An 18,823-nucleotide genomic window follows, 5' to 3' on the forward strand; every position below is an offset into this window, starting at 1 on the left:
CGGCCGGCCAAGGCAGTATCGTCCGATACGGCTCTTTGGCCGCTTCCGGGGGGCACCGGAGGACGATCCTTGACACCCAGATCCCACGCCACCCGGCCGCTGAGGGCGGCGACTGCCGCCGGAACCCTCCTGCTCGGCCTCGCGCTCGCCGGCTGCGAGGAGCGGATCGGCGACGACCTCGCGTTTCCGACCCGCAAGCCCGAACGGGCCCGGCCCGCCGTGGTGGTGCCGCCGCCCGTGCATGCGCGTCCTGCCGTCGCACCGGGCGCCTCCTGGCTGATGCCCGACCGTTACCGCAGCAACTGCGCCCCGACCCGCTGCTGACCGGCCGCACCGCGGCCCCGGCCTGCTCGGTGGGCCGGCGGCCGCGTGATCACACCGCCATGGAGTGCCGCGCCGCCGCCCGCGCCAGATAGGCGTCGAAGGCTGCCGCCGCGAGCCGCACGAAGGGTCGCCCGCCCTCCGTCACCGAAACCACCGGTCCGTCCAGCCGCACGAGCCCGTCGCGCACCAGTTCGGCCAGCCGTTCGGTGCCGTCCGCGACCGCCGCCGGTGTCTCGCCGAAGGCGGCCGTCACGGCCGCGAGGTCGACCCGGTAGTCGCACATCAGCCGCTCGATGATGGCGCCGCGCAGCCGGTCGTCCGCGTCGAGCGCCTTGCCCTTGACGACCGGCAGCCGCCCGGCCGCGATCGCCCGGCCCCAGCGGCCGACGTCCGGGTCGTTCTGCACGAAGCCCTGCGGCATCCGTCCGATCGAGGAGGCGCCGAGGCCGATCAGGGTGTCGGCGGTGTCGGTCGTGTAGCCCTGGAAGTTGCGGCGCAGCGCCCCGGCCCGGTCGGCGACCGCCATCGCGTCGTCCGGCCGGGCGAAGTGGTCGAGCCCGATCGCCTGGAACCCGGTTGCCGCGAGGGCGTCCCGGGCGACCTGCTCCAGCTGGATCCTCTCGCTCGCGCCCGGCAGCGCCGCCTCGTCGATGAGGCGCTGGTGCTTCTTGAACCAGGGCACATGCGCGTAGCCGAAGAGCGCGATGCGCGAGGGCTCCAGGGACTGGGCAAGCGCCACGGTGGTCCGGATCGTCTCCGCCGTCTGGTGCGGCAGGCCGTACATGAGATCGAAGTTGATCGCCGTGATGCCGACGCCGCGCAGCGCCGCGACGGCGCGCTCGACCGTCTCGAAGGGCTGGATCCGCCCGATCGCCTCCTGCACGGTGCGGTCGAAGTCCTGCACGCCCAGGCTGGCCCGGGTCACGCCCGCCGCCGCGAGCGTCGCCGCGAGGGCCGGGGTGACGGTGCGCGGATCGAGCTCGATGGCATGCTCGGCATCCGGCAGCCAGTCGAAGCGCTCGCGCAGCGCCGCCACGATCTTCAGGAACGAGGCCGCAGGCAACAGGCTCGGCGTGCCCCCGCCCCAGTGCACATGCGCGACCGGCAGCCGCCGGCCGGCCGTGTCCGCCACCAGCCCGATCTCGGCGATCAGCCGCTCGGCATAGTCGATCACGGGCTCGTCACGCAGTGCCGCCTTCGTGTGGCAGCCGCAATAGTGGCAGATTGCCCTGCAATAGGGCACGTGGAGGTAGAGCGAGACCGGCCCGTCGCCGGGCAGCGCCCGGAGCCAGGCGGCGTAATCATCCGGCCCGATCGCGTCCGAGAAGTGCGGCGCGGTCGGGTAGCTCGTGTAGCGCGGCACGGTGCGTGCCGCATAGCGGGCCTGCAGGGTCGTGTTCATGCGACGAGACTAGTGACCGTCAAGCGCGCTCGCGTTGATTCTCGTCAAGTCGGCTTGTCGCTCGCAGACGGCCCAAGTCCTGCATGGCCCCCCGTCGGCCCGCCCGCTACCGCGGCCCCGCGGATTGGCCTAAGACCGGACCCGCGAGGGACGCCGCCCGGAGCCGAGGAGGCCCGTATGAGAGAGCCCCGACCCGCCGCGGTGGCCGGCTCAGGGACCGAGGACGATGCCGGCCCGACCGGGGGAACGAGACGCGCGATGACCTGGACCGAATGGCGCGCCGCCGCCGAGCGCAGCCTGCCGATCCTCGCCGGCTTCCTGATCGCCGGCGCCGGAGGCCTCGTCTTCGCCCTCCTGAACCTCCCGGCGCCCTGGATCGCGGGTTCGACCCTGGCGGTCTCGGTCGCGGCCCTGCTGCGCGTTCCGCTCGCCATGCCGAACCGCCTGCGCGACCTCCTCTTCATCCTGCTCGGCATCTCGATGGGGTCGGGTGTCTCGCCCGAGTCGGTCCACCGCTTCCCCCAGTGGCCGCTCAGCCTCGCCATCGTGGCCCTGAGCGTCGGCCTGATCACCGGCGTCGCCTATCTGTACTTCCGCCGGGTCGCCGGCTGGGACTGGCGTACCGCCTTCCTGGCCTCGGTCCCCGGCGCCCTGTCCTACGTGCTGGCGGTCGCGATCGGGACCGAGGCGGACATCCGCCGCGTCGTGATTTCGCAGTCGCTCCGCGTCCTCCTCCTGGTCGTGGTCCTCCCCTTCGGCATCGTCGGCCTCACCCCGCCCGCCCCCGGCGGTCCGCCCGTTCCCTTGCCGGCGAGTTGGACGGACCTCGCCCTGCTCCTCGCCGCCGGTGCCGCTTCGGGCCTCCTGGCCGAGCGGGCCGGCCTGCCCGCCGGCAGGCTCACCGGCGCCTTCGTGGCCAGCGCCGTCCTGCACGGGGCCGGGGTCGTCGAGGCGAACCTGCCCCCCTGGCTCCTGATCCCGAGCTTTCTCGGCATCTCCCTCATCGTCGGCGTCCGGTTCGCGGGCACGGACCTCGCCCTGCTGCGGTCCACCCTCGGCACCTCGCTCGCCGGCTTCCTGATCGGCGGGGCCTGCGCGGTCCTCTGCGCCTGGGGGACGGTGCTCCTGGTGTCGGTCGGCTGGGGGCCGTCCCTCCTCGCCTTCGCGCCCGGCGGGCTCGAGGCCATGACGGCGCTCTCCTTCACGCTGGGCCTCGACCCGGCCTTCGTGGCGACCCACCAGCTCTTCCGCTTCATGGGCATCGCCCTCTTCGTGCCCGCCGTCTTCGTCGCCCTCGACCGCCGCGCCGGACCGCCCCCGCCGCCGTGACGGCCACGCGGGACCCGGCGCCGGGCGCCCGGGACCCCGGCCAGGGGCATCCGGGCCCCCCCTACGAGAGTCCAATTCCCCAGGCGATCCGACCCCCCGTTGACCTGAATCAAAGCCCTTTTCGCCGTTCGCCGTAGGGTCCCGTCGCTACCTTCGGATGGTTCGCGGCTCGCCGACTCGTTCGTGTCGATACGTGGCCTCGGTCGAAGAACCGGCGGCTCTTCTCTCGCTCTCAAGGAGCCCGGGCCGAGCCGTCCGAAGACTACTGGGACTCGAAAAACGAGGCGAACAATGGCTCGGCCAGTCGCGAAAACCGGGATCACGACCGAGGAGATCGGCTACGCCGTCTTCCTCGGCCTCCTTCTCGCCGCCTGTCTTCTCATCGCCGGCAAGGCTTGGGACGCGGTGATGGCATTCCATGCCGGCATCGGCGCGCTCGTCGCGGCAGCCGGCATCTTCTTCATCTTCAAGGTCTCTTCCGACCGGACCGAGTTCGCGCCGCAGGAGATCGACGGGAAGCCGAACTACAACTTCGGCCCCGTGAAGTTCGCCTCCGTGGCGGCGATGTTCTGGGGCGTCGCGGGCTTCCTGGTGGGGCTCATCATCGCGCTGCAGCTCGCCTTTCCGGCGCTGAACTTCGACTTCCCGCTGACCAACTTCGGCCGCCTGAGGCCGCTGCACACCTCGGCGGTGATCTTCGCCTTCGGCGGCAACGTGCTGCTCGCGACCTCGTTCTACGTGGTCCAGCGCACCTGCCAGGCCCGCCTGCCCGGCATCGTCACGCCGTGGTTCGTGGTCCTCGGCTACAACGCCTTCATCGTCATCGCTGGCACGGGCTACCTGCTGGGCGTCACCCAGGGCAAGGAATACGCCGAGCCCGAGTGGTACGCCGACCTGTGGCTGACGGTCGTGTGGGTCGTCTACCTCTTCACCTTCCTGATTACCCTCTGGAAGCGCAAGGAACCCCACATCTACGTCGCCAACTGGTTCTACCTCGCCTTCCTGGTGACGGTGGCGATGCTCCACCTCGGCAACAACATGTCGGTGCCGATCTCGATCTACTCCTCGAAGTCGGTCCAGGTCTTCTCCGGCGTGCAGGACGCCATGGTGCAGTGGTGGTACGGCCACAACGCCGTCGGCTTCTTCCTGACCGCCGCGTTCCTGGCCATCATGTACTACTTCGTGCCGAAGCGCGCCGAGCGCCCGGTCTACAGCTACCGCCTGTCGATCGTGCACTTCTGGGCCCTGATCTTCCTCTACATCTGGGCCGGCCCGCATCACCTGCACTACACCGCCCTGCCCGAATGGGCCTCGACCCTGGGCGCCACCTTCTCGGTGATGCTGTGGATGCCTTCCTGGGGCGGCATGATCAACGGCCTGATGACGCTCTCGGGCGCCTGGGACAAGCTCCGCACCGACCCGGTCCTGCGCATGCTGGTCGTGTCGGTCGCCTTCTACGGCATGTCGACCTTCGAAGGCCCGCTGATGTCCGTGAAGGCCGTGAACTCGCTGTCGCACTACACCGACTGGACCATCGGGCACGTGCATTCGGGCGCCCTCGGCTGGGTCGGCTTCGTGTCCTTCGGCACGCTCTACTGCCTGTTCCCCTGGCTGTGGAACCGAAAGCAGCTCTGGTCGCTCAAGCTCGTCAACTGGCACTTCTGGCTCGCGACCCTCGGCATCGTCCTCTACATCTGCGCGATGTGGGTCTCCGGCATCATGCAGGGCCTGATGTGGCGCGCCTACGACAAGCTCGGCTTCCTGGAATACTCGTTCATCGAGACCGTGGCGGCCATGCATCCCTTCTACGTGATCCGTGCCATGGGCGGCGCCCTGTTCGTCGTCGGTGCCCTGATCATGGCCTTCAACCTGTACATGACCGTGATGTTCGGCGAGCGCGAAGAGCCCGCTGCCCGTCCGGTCCTGGCCCCCGCCGAGTGAGGGAGGGCTGACACATGTCTCTCTTCGACAAGCACGTCATCTTCGAGAAGAACTCGATCCTTCTTCTCGTCGGCATCCTGATCGCGGTCGCCATCGGCGGCCTGGTCGAGATCGTCCCGCTCTTCTACCTGAAGAGCACCATCGAGAAGGCGGAGGGGGTTCGGCCCTATTCGCCCCTCGAGCTCGCCGGCCGCAACATCTACATCCGCGAGGGCTGCTACAACTGCCACAGCCAGATGGTCCGTCCGCTGCGTGACGAGATCGAGCGCTACGGCCACTTCAGCCTCGCGGCGGAGTCCATGTACGACCATCCCTTCCAGTGGTCGTCCAAGCGCACCGGCCCGGATCTCGCCCGCGTCGGCGCCAAGTACTCCGACCAGTGGCACCGCGAGCACCTGACGAACCCGCGCTCGATCGTGCCGGACTCCATCATGCCCGGCTATCCCTTCCTGGCGAAGAACGAGCTCGAATACACCCACATCACCGAAGTGATGAAGACCAACCGTCTGGTCGGCGTGCCCTATACGGACGACCAGATCGCCAACGCGGCCGCGGACCTCAAGGCCCAGGCCAACCCCGACGACAAGACCGTGGACGCCATGCTGAAGCGGTACCCCAAGGCCGTCGCGCGCGACTTCGACGGAGACGTGACAAAGGTTTCGGAGATGGATGCCCTGGTGGCCTATCTCCAGATGCTCGGCACCCTCGTCGACTTCAAGCTCTACGACGACAAGGCCAACCTGCGCTGAGGAGATCGACATGACGACCTACACGCAAGCGGCCGAGTTCGCCCAGACCTGGGGTCTCGTCTACTTCTTCCTCATCTTCCTCGCCGTCCTCGTCTACGCGTGCTGGCCGTCCAACGGCAAGCGCTTCGACGAGGCCGCGCGGGTCCCCCTGCGGGAGGATTGATCCATGGCACACAAGGAAATCGACCGTCTGTCGGGGGTCGAGACCACCGGCCACGAGTGGGACGGCCTGAAGGAACTGAACAATCCGCTCCCGAAGTGGTGGCTCTACGTCTTCTACGCCTGCATCGGCTGGTCGCTGGTCTACTACGTCCTCTACCCGTCATGGCCGCTCGTCTCGGGCTACACGACGGGCGTCCTCGGCTACTCGCAGCGGCAGGCCGCGCTCGACGCGGTGGCGGCCGGTCAGGCCGCCCGCGCCGTGAACGGCAAGGCTCTGGCAGACGCCCCGCTCGCCAAGATCAAGGCGGACCCGAAGCTCCTCGAGTTCGCCATGGCGAACGGCAAGGCGGCCTTCGGCGACAACTGCTCGCCCTGCCACGGCACGGGCGCTACCGGCGGCCCGGGCTACCCGAGCCTGCAGGACGACGACTGGCTTTGGGGCGGCAAGCTCGAGGACATCCACCAGACCCTCCTGGTGGGCATCCGCTCGACGCATCCCGATACCCGCCAGAGCCAGATGCCCGCCTTCGGCAAGGACGGCGTCCTGAAGAAGGAGGAGATCTCCGACGTCGCGGACCACGTCCTGTCGCTCTCCGGCAAGGCGCCGGCCAACGCCAAGGGCAAGCAGCTCTTCGCCGACAACTGCGCCTCCTGCCACGGTGACGACGCCAAGGGCAACCTGGAGCTCGGCGCGCCGAACCTCTCGGACACGATCTGGCTCTACGGCGGCACCAAGGAGAAGGTGGTCGAGACGATCGCCAACTCCCGCCAGGGCGTCATGCCCACCTGGGAAGGCCGCCTGGACCCGGTAACCATCAAGTCGCTCGCCGTCTACGTCCACAGCCTGGGCGGCGGCAAGTGACTGCCTGAACGGGCGATCCGAGGCATGACGAGGCCGGCGGGGAGCGATCCCCGCCGGCCTTTGTCGTAGATTGGGCCCCCTTGACCGTTCCGGACGACCCCCATGCCGAACCTGCTCGCCGATCTCCCTAGCGCCGCCGGTGGCGAGGTCTTCACCGAGCTCCTCGCCCGCGGCGGCGTCCGCATCGAGCGCATCGTCTCCGAAGGCCAGTCCACCCCTGCCGACCAGCCCTACGACCAGGACCACGACGAGTGGGTCCTGCTCCTCGCCGGCGCCGCCGGCCTCTGGCTCGACGGCGAGGGCGAGACGACCCTGAAGCCCGGCGACCACGTCCTGATCCCCGCCCGGCGCCGCCACCGCGTCACCTGGACCGAGGCGGGTCGTCCGACGGTCTGGCTGGCGGTGCACGTCGCATAGAGCCCCGCAGCGACGGCCAACGGGCACGCGGGAAAGCCCCGCCCCGCTTGTCATCCCGGCCTTCGAGCCGGGACCTGATGGCGGATCGGCATGGCTCGGCCGTTACGGTTCCGCAGTGACTTGCAGCGGGGGGAAGGACCAAGGGGTCCCGGCGCGATGGCCGGGATGACACCCGTGGGGAGCTCCGGGTGGCCGTGCGCAGGCGCGCCGGCGGCGGGTGCAACAGTTCCATCCACCGTCATGGGCGGCGCACCGCACAACCGCTCCAAGGCAGCCGGCGAGCCTCTCCCGGGACCATGCGGGGACGGACCAATCCCGCCTGCCCCCTCACCCCCGGGCGATGCGCTCCAGCGCCGCCTTGGGGTCGAGCCGGCCGTCGTAGATCGCCCGACCCGAGATGGCCCCCTGCAGGATGCGGCAGTCGGGCTGCATCAGGCGCTCGATGTCCGCCATCGAGGCGAGGCCCCCGGAGGCGATGACGGGGATCGAGACGGCCCGGGCCAGGGCCAGCGTCGCCTCGAAATTGATGCCCTTCAGGATGCCGTCCCGGTCGATGTCCGTGTAGACGATCGCCGCCACGCCGGCGTCCTCGAACTTCCGGGCCAGATCGACGGCCCCGAGCTCCGACGCCTCCGCCCAGCCCTCGACCGCCACCTTGCCGCCCCGCGCGTCGATGCCGACCACGACCCGGCCGGGGAAGCGGGCGCAGGCCGCGCGCACGAGCGCGGGGTCGCGGACCGCCACGGTCCCGAGGATCACGCGCTCGATCCCGGCGGCGAGCCAGGCCTCGATCGCCGGCAGGTCCCGGATCCCGCCCCCGAGCTGAACCTTCATGCCCTCGACCGCGGTCAGGATCCGCTCGACCGCGCCGCGGTTGACCGCCCGCCCCTCGAAGGCACCGTTGAGGTCGACCACATGCAGCCAGTCGAAGCCGAGCGCGCGGAAGCTTCGCGCCTGCGCGGCGGGATCGTCGTTGTAGACGGTCGCCTGCCCCATGTCGCCGAGCTTCAGCCGGACGCACTGTCCGTCCTTGAGATCGATCGCGGGAAACAGGATCACGGCATCCACCTGAGGAAGTTGGCGAGCAGCGCCAGCCCGAGCCGCTGGCTCTTCTCCGGGTGGAACTGGGTCCCCACCACGTTGTCCCGGGCCACGATCGCCGTCCGCGGCCCGCCGTAGTCGGCGGTCGCCACCAGGTCCCCGTGGTGCCTCGTCGTGAACGCGTAGGAATGCAGGAAATAGGCGTGGAGCCCCGTCGGCCCGAGCGGGATGCCGTCGAGCACCGGGTGCGGGTTCACGAGGTCCATCGTGTTCCAGCCCATGTGCGGCACCTTGAGCCGGGGGTCGTCCGGCTCGATCGGCCCGACCTCGCCGTCGATCCAGCCGAAGCCGTCGACGATCTCGTGCTCGATGCCCCGCGTCGCGAGCAGCTGCATGCCGACGCAGATGCCGAGGAAGGGCCGCCCGCGGTGGACGACGAACTCCTCGAGGGCCGCGTCCATGCCCGGGATGGCCGACACCCCCCGACGGCAGAACGGGAAGGCCCCGTCCCCCGGCAGCACGACCCGCTCGGCGCTGCGCACGACCTCGGGGTCGCGCGTCAGCGCCACCGCGTGGCGATATCCGATCTCCCGCGCGACCCTCTCCAGCCCCTTTTCCGCAGACCGCAGGTTGCCGGCGCCGTAGTCGATGAGCGCGATAGTCACGTCCGCGCCTCCGGGAAGCCGACGACCGGGGGCAGGGCCCCGCCCGGGGGGACCAGGCGCGGGGGCCGCGCGGCGGGCGCAGCCGGCGGCGGGCTCGCCATCCGGCGCGTCATGTCGAGCGCCGCCCCGGCGAGCCGGTCGAACCAGCGCTTCTCCGCCTCGTCCGTGTTGGGGGCATGCACCACGCCCGCGAGCCCGAGGCCGCGCCGCTCCAGCGTCCACCGCCGCGCGTCGTTGGCGACGGTGGCGAACCAGACGAAGAACAGCATTTCGAGCACGGACCCGGACGCCGGGCTGAAGCGCGACACCGCCGCGATGGCCGCGAAGGCGGCGAGCCAGCCGGCGAGCACCCACCAGAGCCGGTGCCAGAGGATCCAGAAGACCTGGAAGATCAGCGCGGCCCAGCTGAAGCCCTCGCGCACCAGGACGGTCCGGTCGTGGACTTCCGGCCCGGTCGCCCCGGCGGGCGCATGCACCGTGTAGATCGGCATGTCAGCCCCCGAGGCTTCCCTTGGTGGACGGCACCTCGTGGGCGCGGCGAGGGTCGATGGCGACGGCCGTGCGGAGCGCACGCGCCAGCGCCTTGAAGCAGCTTTCGGCGATGTGGTGATTGTTCGAGCCGTAGAGGTTGGCGACGTGCAGCGTGATGCCGGCGTTCATCGCGAAGGCCCGGAACCATTCCTCGACCAGCTCGGTGTCGAAGTCGCCGATCTTCGGCCGCGAGAAATCGGCCTGGAAAACCAGGTAGGGCCGTCCCGAGATGTCGATCGCGCAGCGCGTCAGCGCCTCGTCCATGGGCAGGTGCACGTCGGCGTAGCGCGTGATGCCCCGCATGTCGCCGAGCGCCTTGCGGAACGCCTGCCCGAGCGCGATGCCGACGTCCTCGACCGTGTGATGCTGGTCGATGTGCAGGTCGCCCTCGGCCCGGATCTCCAGGTCGACCATGCCGTGCCGCGCCACCTGGTCGAGCATGTGGTCGAAGAAGCCGACGCCGGTGCGGATGTCGGACCGGCCGGTGCCGTCGAGATCCAGGGCCACGGTGATGTCGGTCTCGCGGGTCTTGCGCGTGACGGTGGCGCTGCGCATGGGTCGTCCTTCGCGACGGCCGGAATGGCCGGTCGGCGGCACTTCTAGCAGGCGAGGTGCGGGAAGGGAACGGGCGTCACGTGGCCAGGGGCCCCGCCCTCACTCCTCGTCGCGGTCGAGATCCGGATCCGCAAGTTCGTCGAGGTCGAGATCCGCGAGCCGGAGCGTCAGATCCGGCACGAGCCGGGGCACGATCAGGTCGCCCGCCGTCCGGGGCGTGACCGACCCGTACCCTTCCGGTCCCGGCTGCAGGTGAATGTGGACCACCAACCGCGCGGCGTCCACGACCCAGAGCTCGGGCACGCCGAACGCGGCGTAGACGGCCGCCTTACGGCCGAGGTCGTAGCCGAGGGACGAAACGCCGATCTCGACGGCGAGGAGGACCGAGGGCCCGTTGAGCCGTCCGAACCCAACCGATCGACGGAACAGCAGGATATCCGGCTCGAGATAGGTGTCGCCGGACAGCCGGAGCGTCGTTTCGACCGCGAGCAGCACGCTTTTCGGACGCCTGGGCACCCAGTCCATCAGGAGCGCCGTCTTCAGGATTTCGTGCCTGTTACCCTTGGGCGACATCGGGATCAGCTCCCCGTCGACGAGCTCGACCCGTTCGTCCTCCCCGATCACCCCGGCCTCGACCATGCGCTCCACGTCCGCGACCGTGAAGGCGCGGCGCGGCAGTCCGTCGGCGGCGATGATCGTGCGGGCGTTCATGGGAATGAGGATAGCATGGGGCGAAGGCCCGGCAAGGCGCCGCCGCCGCCCCGGGGGGCCTCCGCTCAGGCCTTCTCGAACTCCTTCCGGTGCAGCCAGTCGGCGTGCTTCGGCGCCTTCTTGGTCCGCGACCACTCCTCCAGCATGTCCCACTTCACCGCGTCGAGCCGCTTCAGCATCGCGTCTTCCTCAGGGTCCGGGCAGGCGAGCTCGATGCGGTGGCCGTTCGGGTCGAAGAAGTAGATGGAGTGGAAGATCGAGTGGTCCGTGACCCCGAGCACCGGGATCCCGTTCGCCTCGAGCCGCGCCTTGTAGGCGAGGAGCGTCTCGCGGTCCTTCACCTTGAAGGCGATGTGCTGCACCCAGGGCGGCGTGTTGGGGTCGCGCCCCATCTCGGGCTTTGTCGGCAGCTCGAAGAAGGCGAGCACGTTGCCGTTCCCGGCGTCCAGGAACACGTGCATGTAGGGGTCCGGCTCGTGCGTCGACGGCACCCGGTCCTCAGCGATCGCCAGCACGAAGTCCATGCCGAGGTTGTTCACGTACCAGTTCACCGTCTCCTTGGCGTCCTTGCAGCGATAGGCGACGTGGTGGATCTGCTCGATCTTCATGGCCGTCACTCCCTTGCGGTCTCGTTCTCGCGCCGTGTCCCGCACCCGGTCGCTCACGCGCTCAGTTTCCGGGCTGCCGCGGCCAGCGCCTCGCGCAAGACTTCGCGATCCCCGATGTGGTTGGCCATGAGCAGGATCAAGCGCGCGTTGAAGGCGTCGCTCTCGGCCTTGTCGAGGCCCTGGTGGGCCGCCAGCAGCTCAGCGTAGAAGTCGTCCGGACCGTCGATGTTGGGTGTGGTCACGAGCTTCGCCATGGCGCTCACCTCCCGATCGCGCGATGGAGCGCCGCCGCGACCGCGCCGGCCTCGTAGGTCTCCCAGCGGGCGGCCACGTGCTGGTCGGGCCGCATGAGGTAGACGGCCGAGTGGGCGAGGCCGAGATAGCGGGCGGCGAGGTGCCCGGCGGGATCGTCCGCGGCCGACAGGGCGAGCCGCTCGACCGCGATCCCGGCGATCTCCAGCCGCGCCGGCGCCTCCGCGTCGATGGTGACCAGCTGGAAGCGCCCGCCGAGCCGGTCGAGGAGCCAGCCCGATCCCACGGGCGCGTCGACGGCGGGCGATCCCGGGCGCGTCCGGGCCGGCATCAGCGGGCAGTCCGGTCCGTTGAGGGGGGATCCGTCATAGGTGCAGGGCACCGAAAGCCGGCCGGAGTTGACGAGCGGCCGGGTCGCCGGGAACTGCTCGGCGAGGTCGAGCACGGCGTCCCGGAAGAGCCGGCTCGTCTCCGACTTGGGCGTGATGAAGTCGGTCGCCCGGGTCGAGTTCAGGATGTTCTCGTCGGCCCCGTGGATGCGCTCGACATCGTAGGAGTCGAGCAGGCTCTCCGGGGCCGTCCCGTCGAGCACGAGCTTCAGCTTCCAGACGAGGTTGTCGGTGTCCTGGATGCCCGAGTTGGCCCCGCGCGCCCCGAAGGGCGAGACCTGATGGGCGCTGTCGCCCGCGAAGATCACCCGCCCGTGCCGGAACCGTTCCATGCGCCGGCACTGGAAGGTGTAGATCGACACCCACTCCAGTTCGAACGCCGCGTCCTCGCCCAGGAACGCCTTGAGCCGCGGGATGACCCTCTCCGGCTTCGCCTCCTCGCGCTTGTCGATCGCCCAGCCGAGCTGCAGGTCGATGCGCCAGACATTGTCAGGCTGCTTGTGCAGGAGAGCGGACTGGCCCGGGTTGAACGGCGGGTCGAACCAGAATCGCCGCTCGACGGGGAAGTCGGGGCTCTCCGCCATGACCACGTCGGCGATCAGGAAGTTGTCCTCGAAGACGCGGCCGACGAAGTCGAGGCCCATCATGGTGCGGATCGGCGAGCCGGCGCCGTCGCAGGCGATCAGCCAGTCGCAGTCGAGCTTGTAGGGCCCGTCCGGCGTGTCCACAGCCAGGTGCGCCCCGCGCTCGTCCGCGCGCACCATCAGGACCTGGTTGCCGCCGCGGATCTCGATCGGCTTGCCGGCCGCCTGCAGCGCCCGCACCCGGTCGACCAGATACTGTTCGAACCAGTATTGCTGCAGGTTGATGAAGGCCGGCCGCTTGTGGCCGTCCTCGGGCAGGAGGTTGAAGCTGTAGACCTGCCGGTCGCGGAAATAGACCTTGCCGAGGTTCCAGACCACGCCCTTGTCGACCATCGGGTCGCCGCAGCCGAGCCGGTCCAGGATTTCGAGCGGGCGCTTGGCGAAGCAGATCGCCCGCGAGCCCCAGCTCACCTTGTCGTTCTCGTCGAGGACCACCACCGGCACGTCGTGGAGCGCCAGGTCGATCGCGGCGCAGAGCCCGACGGGCCCGGCCCCGACCACCACCACCGGCCGGCGCACCGGCGATGCGGCGTCCTGGTCCGCCGACCGTCGGTAGGGATAGAGCGGGACTTCGAAGATCTTCGTCATGCGCGACCCTCCCTGCCTGTGCGCCGCCGTTGCTCGGCGGTCTCGTGTTGGCGGCGGCTGGTCCACCCGAGCCGCCTCGCTGCACTCCAACCCGATTCGCCGGACCGGCCAGTTCCGCAGGCCCAATCTCGCCGGAGACGACTGTCGAACCACAGGTGTCATCCCGGCCATCGAGCCGGGACCCATTGGCGAGCCGCAACCGAGGCCTGGAATGCTGCCCGTCGAGATCGCGACCCTGGCCTTTCATGTCCTCCAGATCGCACGCCGCGCAGTCACCGCAGTGCAGGGACGGCCCAGCAAAGGCTCCCGCATCACCCCTGCAGGGCCGCCCACATGGCGCGGTCGCGCTCGGCGGTCCAGATGCGCGGGGTGTCGATGCCGAGCGCCTCGTCGTAGGCGCGTGCCACGTTGAACGGCAGGCAGTGCTCGTAGATGGCGTAGGACGCGAACTTGGGGTCGCAGGCGGCGCGGCAGGCCGCCATCGCCTCCTTGAGCGAGCCCCCGCCGAGCGCCACCTCGGCGACCGGCCGGTAGGTGGAGGACAGGAAGTCGCGCGTCAGCTCGATCGCCTCCCTGACCTTGGCCTCGCCCACCAGCGCGTCGCCGCGGCCGGGCGAGAGCGCCTTCGGGGCGAAGCGCCCAATGGCGTCCAGCGTGCGGGGCCAATCCTGGAAGTGGCCGTCGCCGCAGTAGCAGGCGGAGCGGTATTCGACGATGTCGCCGGTGAACATCACGCCCTGGTCCGGCACCCAGGCGACGATGTCGCCCGCCGTGTGGGCGCGGCCGAGCCACTGCAGGATCACCCGGCGCCGGCCCATGTGGACCGTCATGCGGCGGCCGAAGGTGAGGGTCGGCCAGGTCAGGCCCGGGATCGACTCGTGCCCGCGGAAGAGCCGCGGGAAGCGGCCGAACTCGGAATCCCAGTCCTCCTGCCCGCGCTCCTGGATCATCGCCCGGCAGGTCTCCGAGGCGACGATCTCGGAGGCCCCATAGGCCGAGGCCCCGAGCACCCGCACCGCATGGTAGTGCGACAGCACCACGTACTTGATGGGCTTGTCGGTGACGGTCCGGATCTTCTCGATGACCTTCCGGGCCATCAGGGGCGTCGCCTGCGCGTCCACCACCATCACGCTGTCGTCGCCGACGATCACGCCCGTGTTCGGGTCGCCCTCCGCCGTGAAGGCGTAGAGGTCCCGGCCGACCTCCGTGAAGGAGATCGTCTTTTCGGCCATGTCGCCGGTCGACGCGAAGGCTTTTCCGCTCATGGTCTCACTCCGCGTCGGGTTGGTTCTCGGGGGCCGCGGCCACGAAGGCCGGCAGCGCCCGGGCGGCCTCGTCGGCCGCCACGATCCGGGGGAAGGGGGAGAGGTCGAACTCCCAGCGCCGGGCGTTGTAGACCTGCGGCACGAGGAAGATGTCGGCGAGCCCCGCCTCGTCGCCGACGCAGTGCCGGCCTGCCGAGCCGGCGAGCCGCGCCTCGACGGCCGCGAACCCGATGCCGATCCAGTGCCGGATCCACGCCGCCCGCGCGCCCGCGTCCGCGCCGAAGTCCTCGGTCAGCTTATCGAGAACGCGGAGATTGCCGAGCGGGTGGATGTCGCACGCGATGGTGAGCGCGATCTCGCGCGCGACCGCCCGATTGGCCGGACGCTCGGGCAGGAGCGGCGGCCCCGGATACTTTTCGTCCAGGTACTCGATGATGGCGAGCGACTGCGCCAGCGACAGGCCGTCGTCCTCCCACATGGGGACGAGCCCGGCCGGGTTGCGCGCCCGATAGTCGGCCCCGCGCTGCTCCCCCTTGCGCAGGTGCACATAGGCGTGGCGCGGCTCCAGCCCCTTGAGGGCGACCGCGATCCGCACCCGGTAGGCGGCCGACGAGCGCCAGTAGCCGATCAGCAGCGGATCGCTCATGCCTCGCCCTCCGCCGGATCGACGAGCGGCGACACCGTCTGCTCGATCGCCCCGAAGATCGAGTGCCCCTTCGCGTCCTTCATCTCGATCCGGACCGTGTCGCCGTAGCGCAGGAAGGGCGTCTTCGGCTGCCCGTCCCGGATCGTCTCCACGGTCCGGAGTTCGGCGAGGCACGAATAGCCGACGCCCCCCTCGGTGATCGGCTTGCCCGGCCCGCCGTCCGCGTCGCGGTTGGACACCGTGCCCGACCCGATGATCGATCCCGCGCCGAGCGCGCGGGTCTTCGCCGCGTGCGCGATCAGGGCCGGGAAGTCGAACGTCATGTCCACGCCCGCGTCGGCCCGACCGAACGGCTTGCCGTTCAGGCTGACGAGGAGCGGCAGCCGCACCTTGCCGCCGTCCCAGGCCGGGCCGAGCTCGTCCGGCGTCACGGCCGCCGGCGAGAAGGCGGAGGACGGCTTCGACTGGAAGAAGCCGAAGCCCTTGGCGAGCTCCGCCGGGATCAGGTTGCGCAAGGAGACGTCGTTGACCAGCATGACGAGCCGGATCGCGGCGGCCGCCTGCTCCCGCGTGGCGCCCTGCGGCACGTCGTCGGTGACGACCGCCACCTCGGCCTCCAGGTCGATGCCCCAGTCCTCTGAGCCGAGCCGGACAGGATCGCGCGGCCCGATGAACGTGTCGGAGCCGCCCTGGTAGACGAGCGGATCGGTCCAGAAGCTCTCCGGCATCTCGGCCCCGCGCGCCCGGCGCACCAGCGCCACGTGGTTCACATAGGCCGACCCGTCTGCCCACTGGTAGGCGCGCGGCAGCGGCGACAGCGCGTCGTGCTCGTGGAAGCGCTGGCTCGGCAGCGCCCCGAGTTCGAGGTCGTGGGCGAGATCGGCGAGCCGGGGTCCCACATGCGCCCAGTCGTCGAGCGCCGCCTGCAGCGTCGCGGCGATCGGCCGAGCCGAGACGCAGCGCGTCAGGTCCCGGGAGACCACGACCAGCTGGCCGTCGCGGGTGCGGTCCTTGAGGGTGGCGAGTTTCATGTCAGCGCGTCTCCGACGGGTCGGGCCAGACCGGGCGGTCGGCGCGGAAATTCTTGTCGAGGCCGGTCCAGCAGTCCGCGTAGTCGTCCTGCAGGCCCGGGAGGGTGGCGGCGAAGTCGGTCAGCTGCTGGGGGAAGCGCGTCTCGAACATGAACGCCATGGTGCCGGTCAGCTTTACGGGCTTCAGGTCCGCGTGGCTCGCCTTGTCGAAGGCCGACTTGTCGGGCCCGTGCGGCAGCATGCAGTTGTGCAGGCTCATGCCGCCCGGCACGAAACCGGTCTCCTTGGCGTCGTACTGGCCGTAGATGAGCCCCATGAACTCGCTCATGATGTTCATGTGGTACCAGGGCGGCCGGAACGAATGCTCGGCCACCATCCAGCGTTCCGGGAAGATGACGAAGTCGATATTCGCCGTCCCCGCCTCGCCCGAGGGCGCGGTCATCACCGTGAAGATCGACGGGTCCGGATGGTCGAACAGGATGGCGCCGACCGGCGAGAAGGTCCTGAGGTCGTACTTGTAGGGCGCGTAGTTGCCGTGCCAGGCGACCACGTCGAGCGGCGAGTGGCCGATCTCGCAGGCGTTGAACTGCCCGCACCACTTCACGATCACCCGGGTCGGCGTGTCCTTCTCCTCGTACCAGGCGACCGGGGTCTTGAAGTCGCGCGGGTTGGCGAGGCAGTTGGCCCCGATCGGCCCGCGATCCGGCAGGGTGAACTTGGCGCCGTAGTTCTCGCAGACATAGCCGCGCGACGGTCCGCCGACCGGCTCGGCCCGGAACTTCAGTCCCCGGGGCAGGACCGCGATCTCGCCCGGCCCGACCTCGATCCGCCCCAGCTCGGTGGCGAACAGGAGCCGGCCCGTCTCTGGCACCACAAGGAGCTCGCCGTCCGCCGAGAAGAACACCTCGTCGACCATCGGCGCGGTCGCGAGATAGACGTGCGCCGCCATGCCGACCTGGGTGTAGACGTCGCCCGCCGTCGTCATGGTGCGCATGCCGGTCACGAAGGTCAGGCTTTCGGCCGGGATCGGCACCGGATCCCAGCGCAGGGGCCCGAGCGGCAGCCCGTGGTCGACCACGTGGGGCGCCGTCTTCCAGAACGGCATCTCTATGCGGCGGAACCGGGACGTGTGCCGCACCGAGGGCCGCAACCGGTAGAGCCAGGAGCGCTCGTTGGTGCCGCGCGGCGCCGTGAAGGGGGAGCCGGAGAGCTGCTCCGCATAGAGCCCGTAGGCGCAGCGCTGCGGCGAGTTCTGGCCCTGGGGCAGGGCCCCGGGCAGGGCCTCGGTCTCGAAGTCGTTGCCGAAGCCCGGCATGTAGCCGAGTGTCATGGTGAGAGCCCTCCTCGCTCCCGATCCGTCCCGCTCCCGCGCGCCGTCCGCTTGCATGGAGCGAAAGGTCGTCTCATACTCGTCGAAACACGTATCATCTCAAATGAAACGAATGTCAACGCATGCCTGAACCCGCGCCCGCCCCGGCCCCGGGCCTCGATCTGGACAGCTTCCTTCCCTACCTCGTCAACGTGCTGGCGAGCCGGACGAGCCGCGAGCTCGCCGGCGTGTACGAGGCCCGCTTCGGCATCTCGATCCCCGAATGGCGCGTCATCGCCCACCTGGCGCAGAACCGGAACGTCTCCGTGCGCGAGATCCATGAGCGCGTCGACATGGACAAGTCCAAGGTCAGCCGCGCCGCCGCCCGCCTGGAGAGCGTCGGCCTGATCGAGAAGAAGGTCAACCCGGCCGACCGCCGCCTCGTCGAGCTGCGCCTCACCCGCAAGGGCCACAAGCTCTTCGCCGAGATCGTGCCGCTCGCACTCGACTACGAGGCGCGGCTCCTGTCGGCCCTGACCCCGGAGGACCGCGCCGCCTTCGTGCGCGCGGTCGGCATCCTGCTCGGCGACCGCCGGTAGTGCCCCGCGCCTTGCCGCCGAGGTCCCGCGTCGCTATCTGAGCGCCTCCGTCCCCCCGCGCCGGAGAGGCCCGAGCCCATGCTGATCCCCGCCGCCGCGCGGGCCTTCTCGGAGGCCTTCTCGCCGCCGTTCCGCACCGTGCTGCTGAAGTCGATCGGCATCACGCTCCTGGTGCTGGCGATCCTCTGGGCGGCCGGCACCCGTGCGCTCGCCGCGCTCGCCGCCTGGTTCGCGGCCGCCTACCCGGTCGACACCCCCTGGTACTACGACGCCTTCACGACGGCGGCCGGCATCCTGTCGGGCCTCCTGCTCTTCGTCGGCCTGTCGCTCCTGATCGCCCCCGTGACGTCCCTCGTCGCCGGCTTCTTCCTGGACGAGATCGCCGACACCGTCGAGCGCACCCGCTATCCCCAGGACCCGCCGGGCCGGCCCATGCCCCTCTGGCCGTCGATCGCCGGCACGCTGAGCTTCACGCTCGCCGTCGTCGCCGTGAACGTGCTGGCGCTCGTGCTGCTGCTCGTCCCCGGCGTGAACCTCGTCGCCTTCTTCGTCGGCAACGGCTACCTGCTCGGCCGGGAATACTTCCAGATGGCCGCGTCCCGCCTGATGCCCCCCGACGCCGCCCGCGCCCTGCGCGAGGAGAACGGCTTCACGGTCTTCCTCGGCGGCGTGGTGATCGCCGGCGTTCTGTCCGTGCCGGTGCTGAACTTCGTCACCCCGCTCTTCGCGACCGCCTTCATGGTCCATGTCGCCAAGGCGCTGACCGGCTCGCGGCCCGCGGCCTGAGCGGCGTGGGTCCTCCG

At 70.1% G+C, this 18,823-nt stretch carries 22 protein-coding genes; 9 read left to right on the forward strand and 13 right to left on the reverse strand.

The features are described from left to right. The first annotated feature begins 69 nt into the window (after positions 1-69). The gene (locus WBG79_RS01550) at positions 70-324 is read left to right on the forward strand and encodes a hypothetical protein (RefSeq protein ID WP_337355350.1); all 255 of its coding nucleotides are present in this window, start codon (positions 70-72) and stop codon (positions 322-324) included. Between the two features lie 49 nt (positions 325-373). Here the strand turns inward: WBG79_RS01550 and hemN are convergent, their stop codons facing one another. After that, positions 374-1,726, reverse strand: coding sequence for an oxygen-independent coproporphyrinogen III oxidase (gene hemN, locus WBG79_RS01555; protein WP_337355351.1), 1,353 nt, complete (start codon positions 1,724-1,726; stop codon positions 374-376). A 258-nt stretch (positions 1,727-1,984) separates the two neighbouring features. Between hemN and WBG79_RS01560 the strand changes: the two genes are divergently transcribed. The 6 genes from WBG79_RS01560 (at position 1,985) to WBG79_RS01585 (ending at position 7,186) form a co-directional block, all read left to right on the forward strand. After that, positions 1,985-3,055, forward strand: a complete 1,071-nt coding sequence (locus tag WBG79_RS01560; protein WP_337355352.1) for an AbrB family transcriptional regulator — start codon at positions 1,985-1,987, stop codon at positions 3,053-3,055. A 291-nt stretch (positions 3,056-3,346) separates the two neighbouring features. Continuing rightward, entirely contained in the window at positions 3,347-4,996 is a 1,650-nt protein-coding gene (gene ccoN / locus WBG79_RS01565; protein ID WP_443147391.1) for a cytochrome-c oxidase, cbb3-type subunit I, read from the forward strand. A gap of 14 nt (positions 4,997-5,010) precedes the next feature. Next, positions 5,011-5,745: a cytochrome-c oxidase, cbb3-type subunit II gene (gene ccoO, locus WBG79_RS01570; RefSeq protein ID WP_337355353.1), complete on the forward strand. Its 735-nt coding sequence runs from the start codon at positions 5,011-5,013 to the stop codon at positions 5,743-5,745. Positions 5,746-5,755: 10 nt separating this feature from the next. Beyond that, positions 5,756-5,908 carry a cbb3-type cytochrome c oxidase subunit 3 gene (locus WBG79_RS01575; protein WP_337355354.1) on the forward strand — a complete coding sequence of 51 codons (153 nt, stop codon included), beginning with the start codon at positions 5,756-5,758 and terminating at the stop codon, positions 5,906-5,908. A 3-nt stretch (positions 5,909-5,911) separates the two neighbouring features. Further along, the gene (gene ccoP, locus WBG79_RS01580) at positions 5,912-6,769 is read left to right on the forward strand and encodes a cytochrome-c oxidase, cbb3-type subunit III (protein ID WP_337355355.1); all 858 of its coding nucleotides are present in this window, start codon (positions 5,912-5,914) and stop codon (positions 6,767-6,769) included. Positions 6,770-6,871: 102 nt separating this feature from the next. Next, positions 6,872-7,186, forward strand: coding sequence for a cupin domain-containing protein (locus WBG79_RS01585; RefSeq protein WP_337355356.1), 315 nt, complete (start codon positions 6,872-6,874; stop codon positions 7,184-7,186). Positions 7,187-7,513: 327 nt separating this feature from the next. On the opposite strand, the gene hisA is transcribed toward WBG79_RS01585, so the two are convergent. From hisA to hmgA, 12 genes are all read right to left on the reverse strand, one after another. Beyond that, the gene (gene hisA, locus WBG79_RS01590) at positions 7,514-8,245 is read right to left on the reverse strand and encodes a 1-(5-phosphoribosyl)-5-[(5-phosphoribosylamino)methylideneamino]imidazole-4-carboxamide isomerase (RefSeq protein ID WP_337355357.1); all 732 of its coding nucleotides are present in this window, start codon (positions 8,243-8,245) and stop codon (positions 7,514-7,516) included. Continuing rightward, positions 8,242-8,892 carry an imidazole glycerol phosphate synthase subunit HisH gene (gene hisH, locus WBG79_RS01595; RefSeq protein WP_337355358.1) on the reverse strand — a complete coding sequence of 217 codons (651 nt, stop codon included), beginning with the start codon at positions 8,890-8,892 and terminating at the stop codon, positions 8,242-8,244. Before hisH ends, hisA begins: the two co-directional genes overlap by 4 nt. Then, positions 8,889-9,383 carry a DUF2628 domain-containing protein gene (locus WBG79_RS01600; protein ID WP_337355359.1) on the reverse strand — a complete coding sequence of 165 codons (495 nt, stop codon included), beginning with the start codon at positions 9,381-9,383 and terminating at the stop codon, positions 8,889-8,891. The genes hisH and WBG79_RS01600 overlap by 4 nt, the downstream gene beginning before the upstream one ends. 1 nt (position 9,384) lies before the next feature. After that, entirely contained in the window at positions 9,385-9,978 is a 594-nt protein-coding gene (gene hisB / locus WBG79_RS01605) for an imidazoleglycerol-phosphate dehydratase HisB (RefSeq protein ID WP_337355360.1), read from the reverse strand. Between the two features lie 99 nt (positions 9,979-10,077). After that, positions 10,078-10,689, reverse strand: a complete 612-nt coding sequence (locus tag WBG79_RS01610; RefSeq protein ID WP_337355361.1) for a Uma2 family endonuclease — start codon at positions 10,687-10,689, stop codon at positions 10,078-10,080. A gap of 65 nt (positions 10,690-10,754) precedes the next feature. After that, positions 10,755-11,297, reverse strand: coding sequence for a VOC family protein (locus tag WBG79_RS01615; protein ID WP_337355362.1), 543 nt, complete (start codon positions 11,295-11,297; stop codon positions 10,755-10,757). A gap of 53 nt (positions 11,298-11,350) precedes the next feature. Continuing rightward, a complete protein-coding gene (locus tag WBG79_RS01620; RefSeq protein WP_337355363.1) occupies positions 11,351-11,551 on the reverse strand; it encodes a DUF2783 domain-containing protein in 201 nt (66 codons plus the stop codon). Positions 11,552-11,556: 5 nt separating this feature from the next. Then, positions 11,557-13,170 (reverse strand): FAD-dependent oxidoreductase, encoded by a 1,614-nt coding sequence (locus tag WBG79_RS01625; protein ID WP_337355364.1) that lies wholly within the window; start codon positions 13,168-13,170, stop codon positions 11,557-11,559. 311 nt (positions 13,171-13,481) lie between these two features. Next, positions 13,482-14,435, reverse strand: a complete 954-nt coding sequence (locus WBG79_RS01630) for an MBL fold metallo-hydrolase (RefSeq protein WP_337355365.1) — start codon at positions 14,433-14,435, stop codon at positions 13,482-13,484. 4 nt (positions 14,436-14,439) lie between these two features. Next, positions 14,440-15,081, reverse strand: a complete 642-nt coding sequence (maiA, locus tag WBG79_RS01635; protein WP_337355366.1) for a maleylacetoacetate isomerase — start codon at positions 15,079-15,081, stop codon at positions 14,440-14,442. Beyond that, a complete protein-coding gene (locus tag WBG79_RS01640) occupies positions 15,078-16,112 on the reverse strand; it encodes a fumarylacetoacetate hydrolase family protein (protein ID WP_337355367.1) in 1,035 nt (344 codons plus the stop codon). Before WBG79_RS01640 ends, maiA begins: the two co-directional genes overlap by 4 nt. A 1-nt stretch (position 16,113) precedes the next feature. Further along, positions 16,114-17,442 (reverse strand): homogentisate 1,2-dioxygenase, encoded by a 1,329-nt coding sequence (gene hmgA, locus WBG79_RS01645; RefSeq protein ID WP_337355368.1) that lies wholly within the window; start codon positions 17,440-17,442, stop codon positions 16,114-16,116. A gap of 122 nt (positions 17,443-17,564) precedes the next feature. On the opposite strand from hmgA, the gene WBG79_RS01650 reads away from it, so the two are divergent. Beyond that, on the forward strand, positions 17,565-18,020 hold the full coding sequence (locus WBG79_RS01650; protein ID WP_337355369.1) for a MarR family winged helix-turn-helix transcriptional regulator: 456 nt from the start codon (positions 17,565-17,567) through the stop codon (positions 18,018-18,020). Positions 18,021-18,098: 78 nt separating this feature from the next. Next, positions 18,099-18,806 carry a sulfate transporter family protein gene (locus tag WBG79_RS01655; RefSeq protein WP_337355370.1) on the forward strand — a complete coding sequence of 236 codons (708 nt, stop codon included), beginning with the start codon at positions 18,099-18,101 and terminating at the stop codon, positions 18,804-18,806. The last annotated feature ends 17 nt before the right edge of the window (positions 18,807-18,823 follow it).

This window comes from Prosthecomicrobium sp. N25, from assembly GCF_037203705.1.
Classification (GTDB): domain Bacteria; phylum Pseudomonadota; class Alphaproteobacteria; order Rhizobiales; family Ancalomicrobiaceae; genus Prosthecodimorpha.

Bases quoted from the DNA above. Each gene is read 5' to 3' on its own strand.
- WBG79_RS01615 (WP_337355362.1), bottom strand. From the start codon at position 11,297: ATGAAGATCGAGCAGATCCACCACGTCGCCTATCGCTGCAAGGACGCC.
- WBG79_RS01630 (WP_337355365.1), bottom strand. From the start codon at position 14,435: ATGAGCGGAAAAGCCTTCGCGTCGACCGGCGACATGGCCGAAAAGACG.
- ccoN (WP_443147391.1), top strand. From the start codon at position 3,347: ATGGCTCGGCCAGTCGCGAAAACCGGGATCACGACCGAGGAGATCGGC.
- ccoP (WP_337355355.1), top strand. From the start codon at position 5,912: ATGGCACACAAGGAAATCGACCGTCTGTCGGGGGTCGAGACCACCGGC.
- maiA (WP_337355366.1), bottom strand. From the start codon at position 15,081: ATGAGCGATCCGCTGCTGATCGGCTACTGGCGCTCGTCGGCCGCCTAC.
- WBG79_RS01640 (WP_337355367.1), bottom strand. From the start codon at position 16,112: ATGAAACTCGCCACCCTCAAGGACCGCACCCGCGACGGCCAGCTGGTC.
- WBG79_RS01620 (WP_337355363.1), bottom strand. From the start codon at position 11,551: ATGGCGAAGCTCGTGACCACACCCAACATCGACGGTCCGGACGACTTC.
- WBG79_RS01560 (WP_337355352.1), top strand. From the start codon at position 1,985: ATGACCTGGACCGAATGGCGCGCCGCCGCCGAGCGCAGCCTGCCGATC.
- WBG79_RS01625 (WP_337355364.1), bottom strand. From the start codon at position 13,170: ATGACGAAGATCTTCGAAGTCCCGCTCTATCCCTACCGACGGTCGGCG.
- hisB (WP_337355360.1), bottom strand. From the start codon at position 9,978: ATGCGCAGCGCCACCGTCACGCGCAAGACCCGCGAGACCGACATCACC.
- hemN (WP_337355351.1), bottom strand. From the start codon at position 1,726: ATGAACACGACCCTGCAGGCCCGCTATGCGGCACGCACCGTGCCGCGC.
- WBG79_RS01585 (WP_337355356.1), top strand. From the start codon at position 6,872: ATGCCGAACCTGCTCGCCGATCTCCCTAGCGCCGCCGGTGGCGAGGTC.
- WBG79_RS01600 (WP_337355359.1), bottom strand. From the start codon at position 9,383: ATGCCGATCTACACGGTGCATGCGCCCGCCGGGGCGACCGGGCCGGAA.
- hmgA (WP_337355368.1), bottom strand. From the start codon at position 17,442: ATGACACTCGGCTACATGCCGGGCTTCGGCAACGACTTCGAGACCGAG.
- WBG79_RS01650 (WP_337355369.1), top strand. From the start codon at position 17,565: ATGCCTGAACCCGCGCCCGCCCCGGCCCCGGGCCTCGATCTGGACAGC.
- WBG79_RS01655 (WP_337355370.1), top strand. From the start codon at position 18,099: ATGCTGATCCCCGCCGCCGCGCGGGCCTTCTCGGAGGCCTTCTCGCCG.
- ccoO (WP_337355353.1), top strand. From the start codon at position 5,011: ATGTCTCTCTTCGACAAGCACGTCATCTTCGAGAAGAACTCGATCCTT.
- WBG79_RS01610 (WP_337355361.1), bottom strand. From the start codon at position 10,689: ATGAACGCCCGCACGATCATCGCCGCCGACGGACTGCCGCGCCGCGCC.
- WBG79_RS01575 (WP_337355354.1), top strand. From the start codon at position 5,756: ATGACGACCTACACGCAAGCGGCCGAGTTCGCCCAGACCTGGGGTCTC.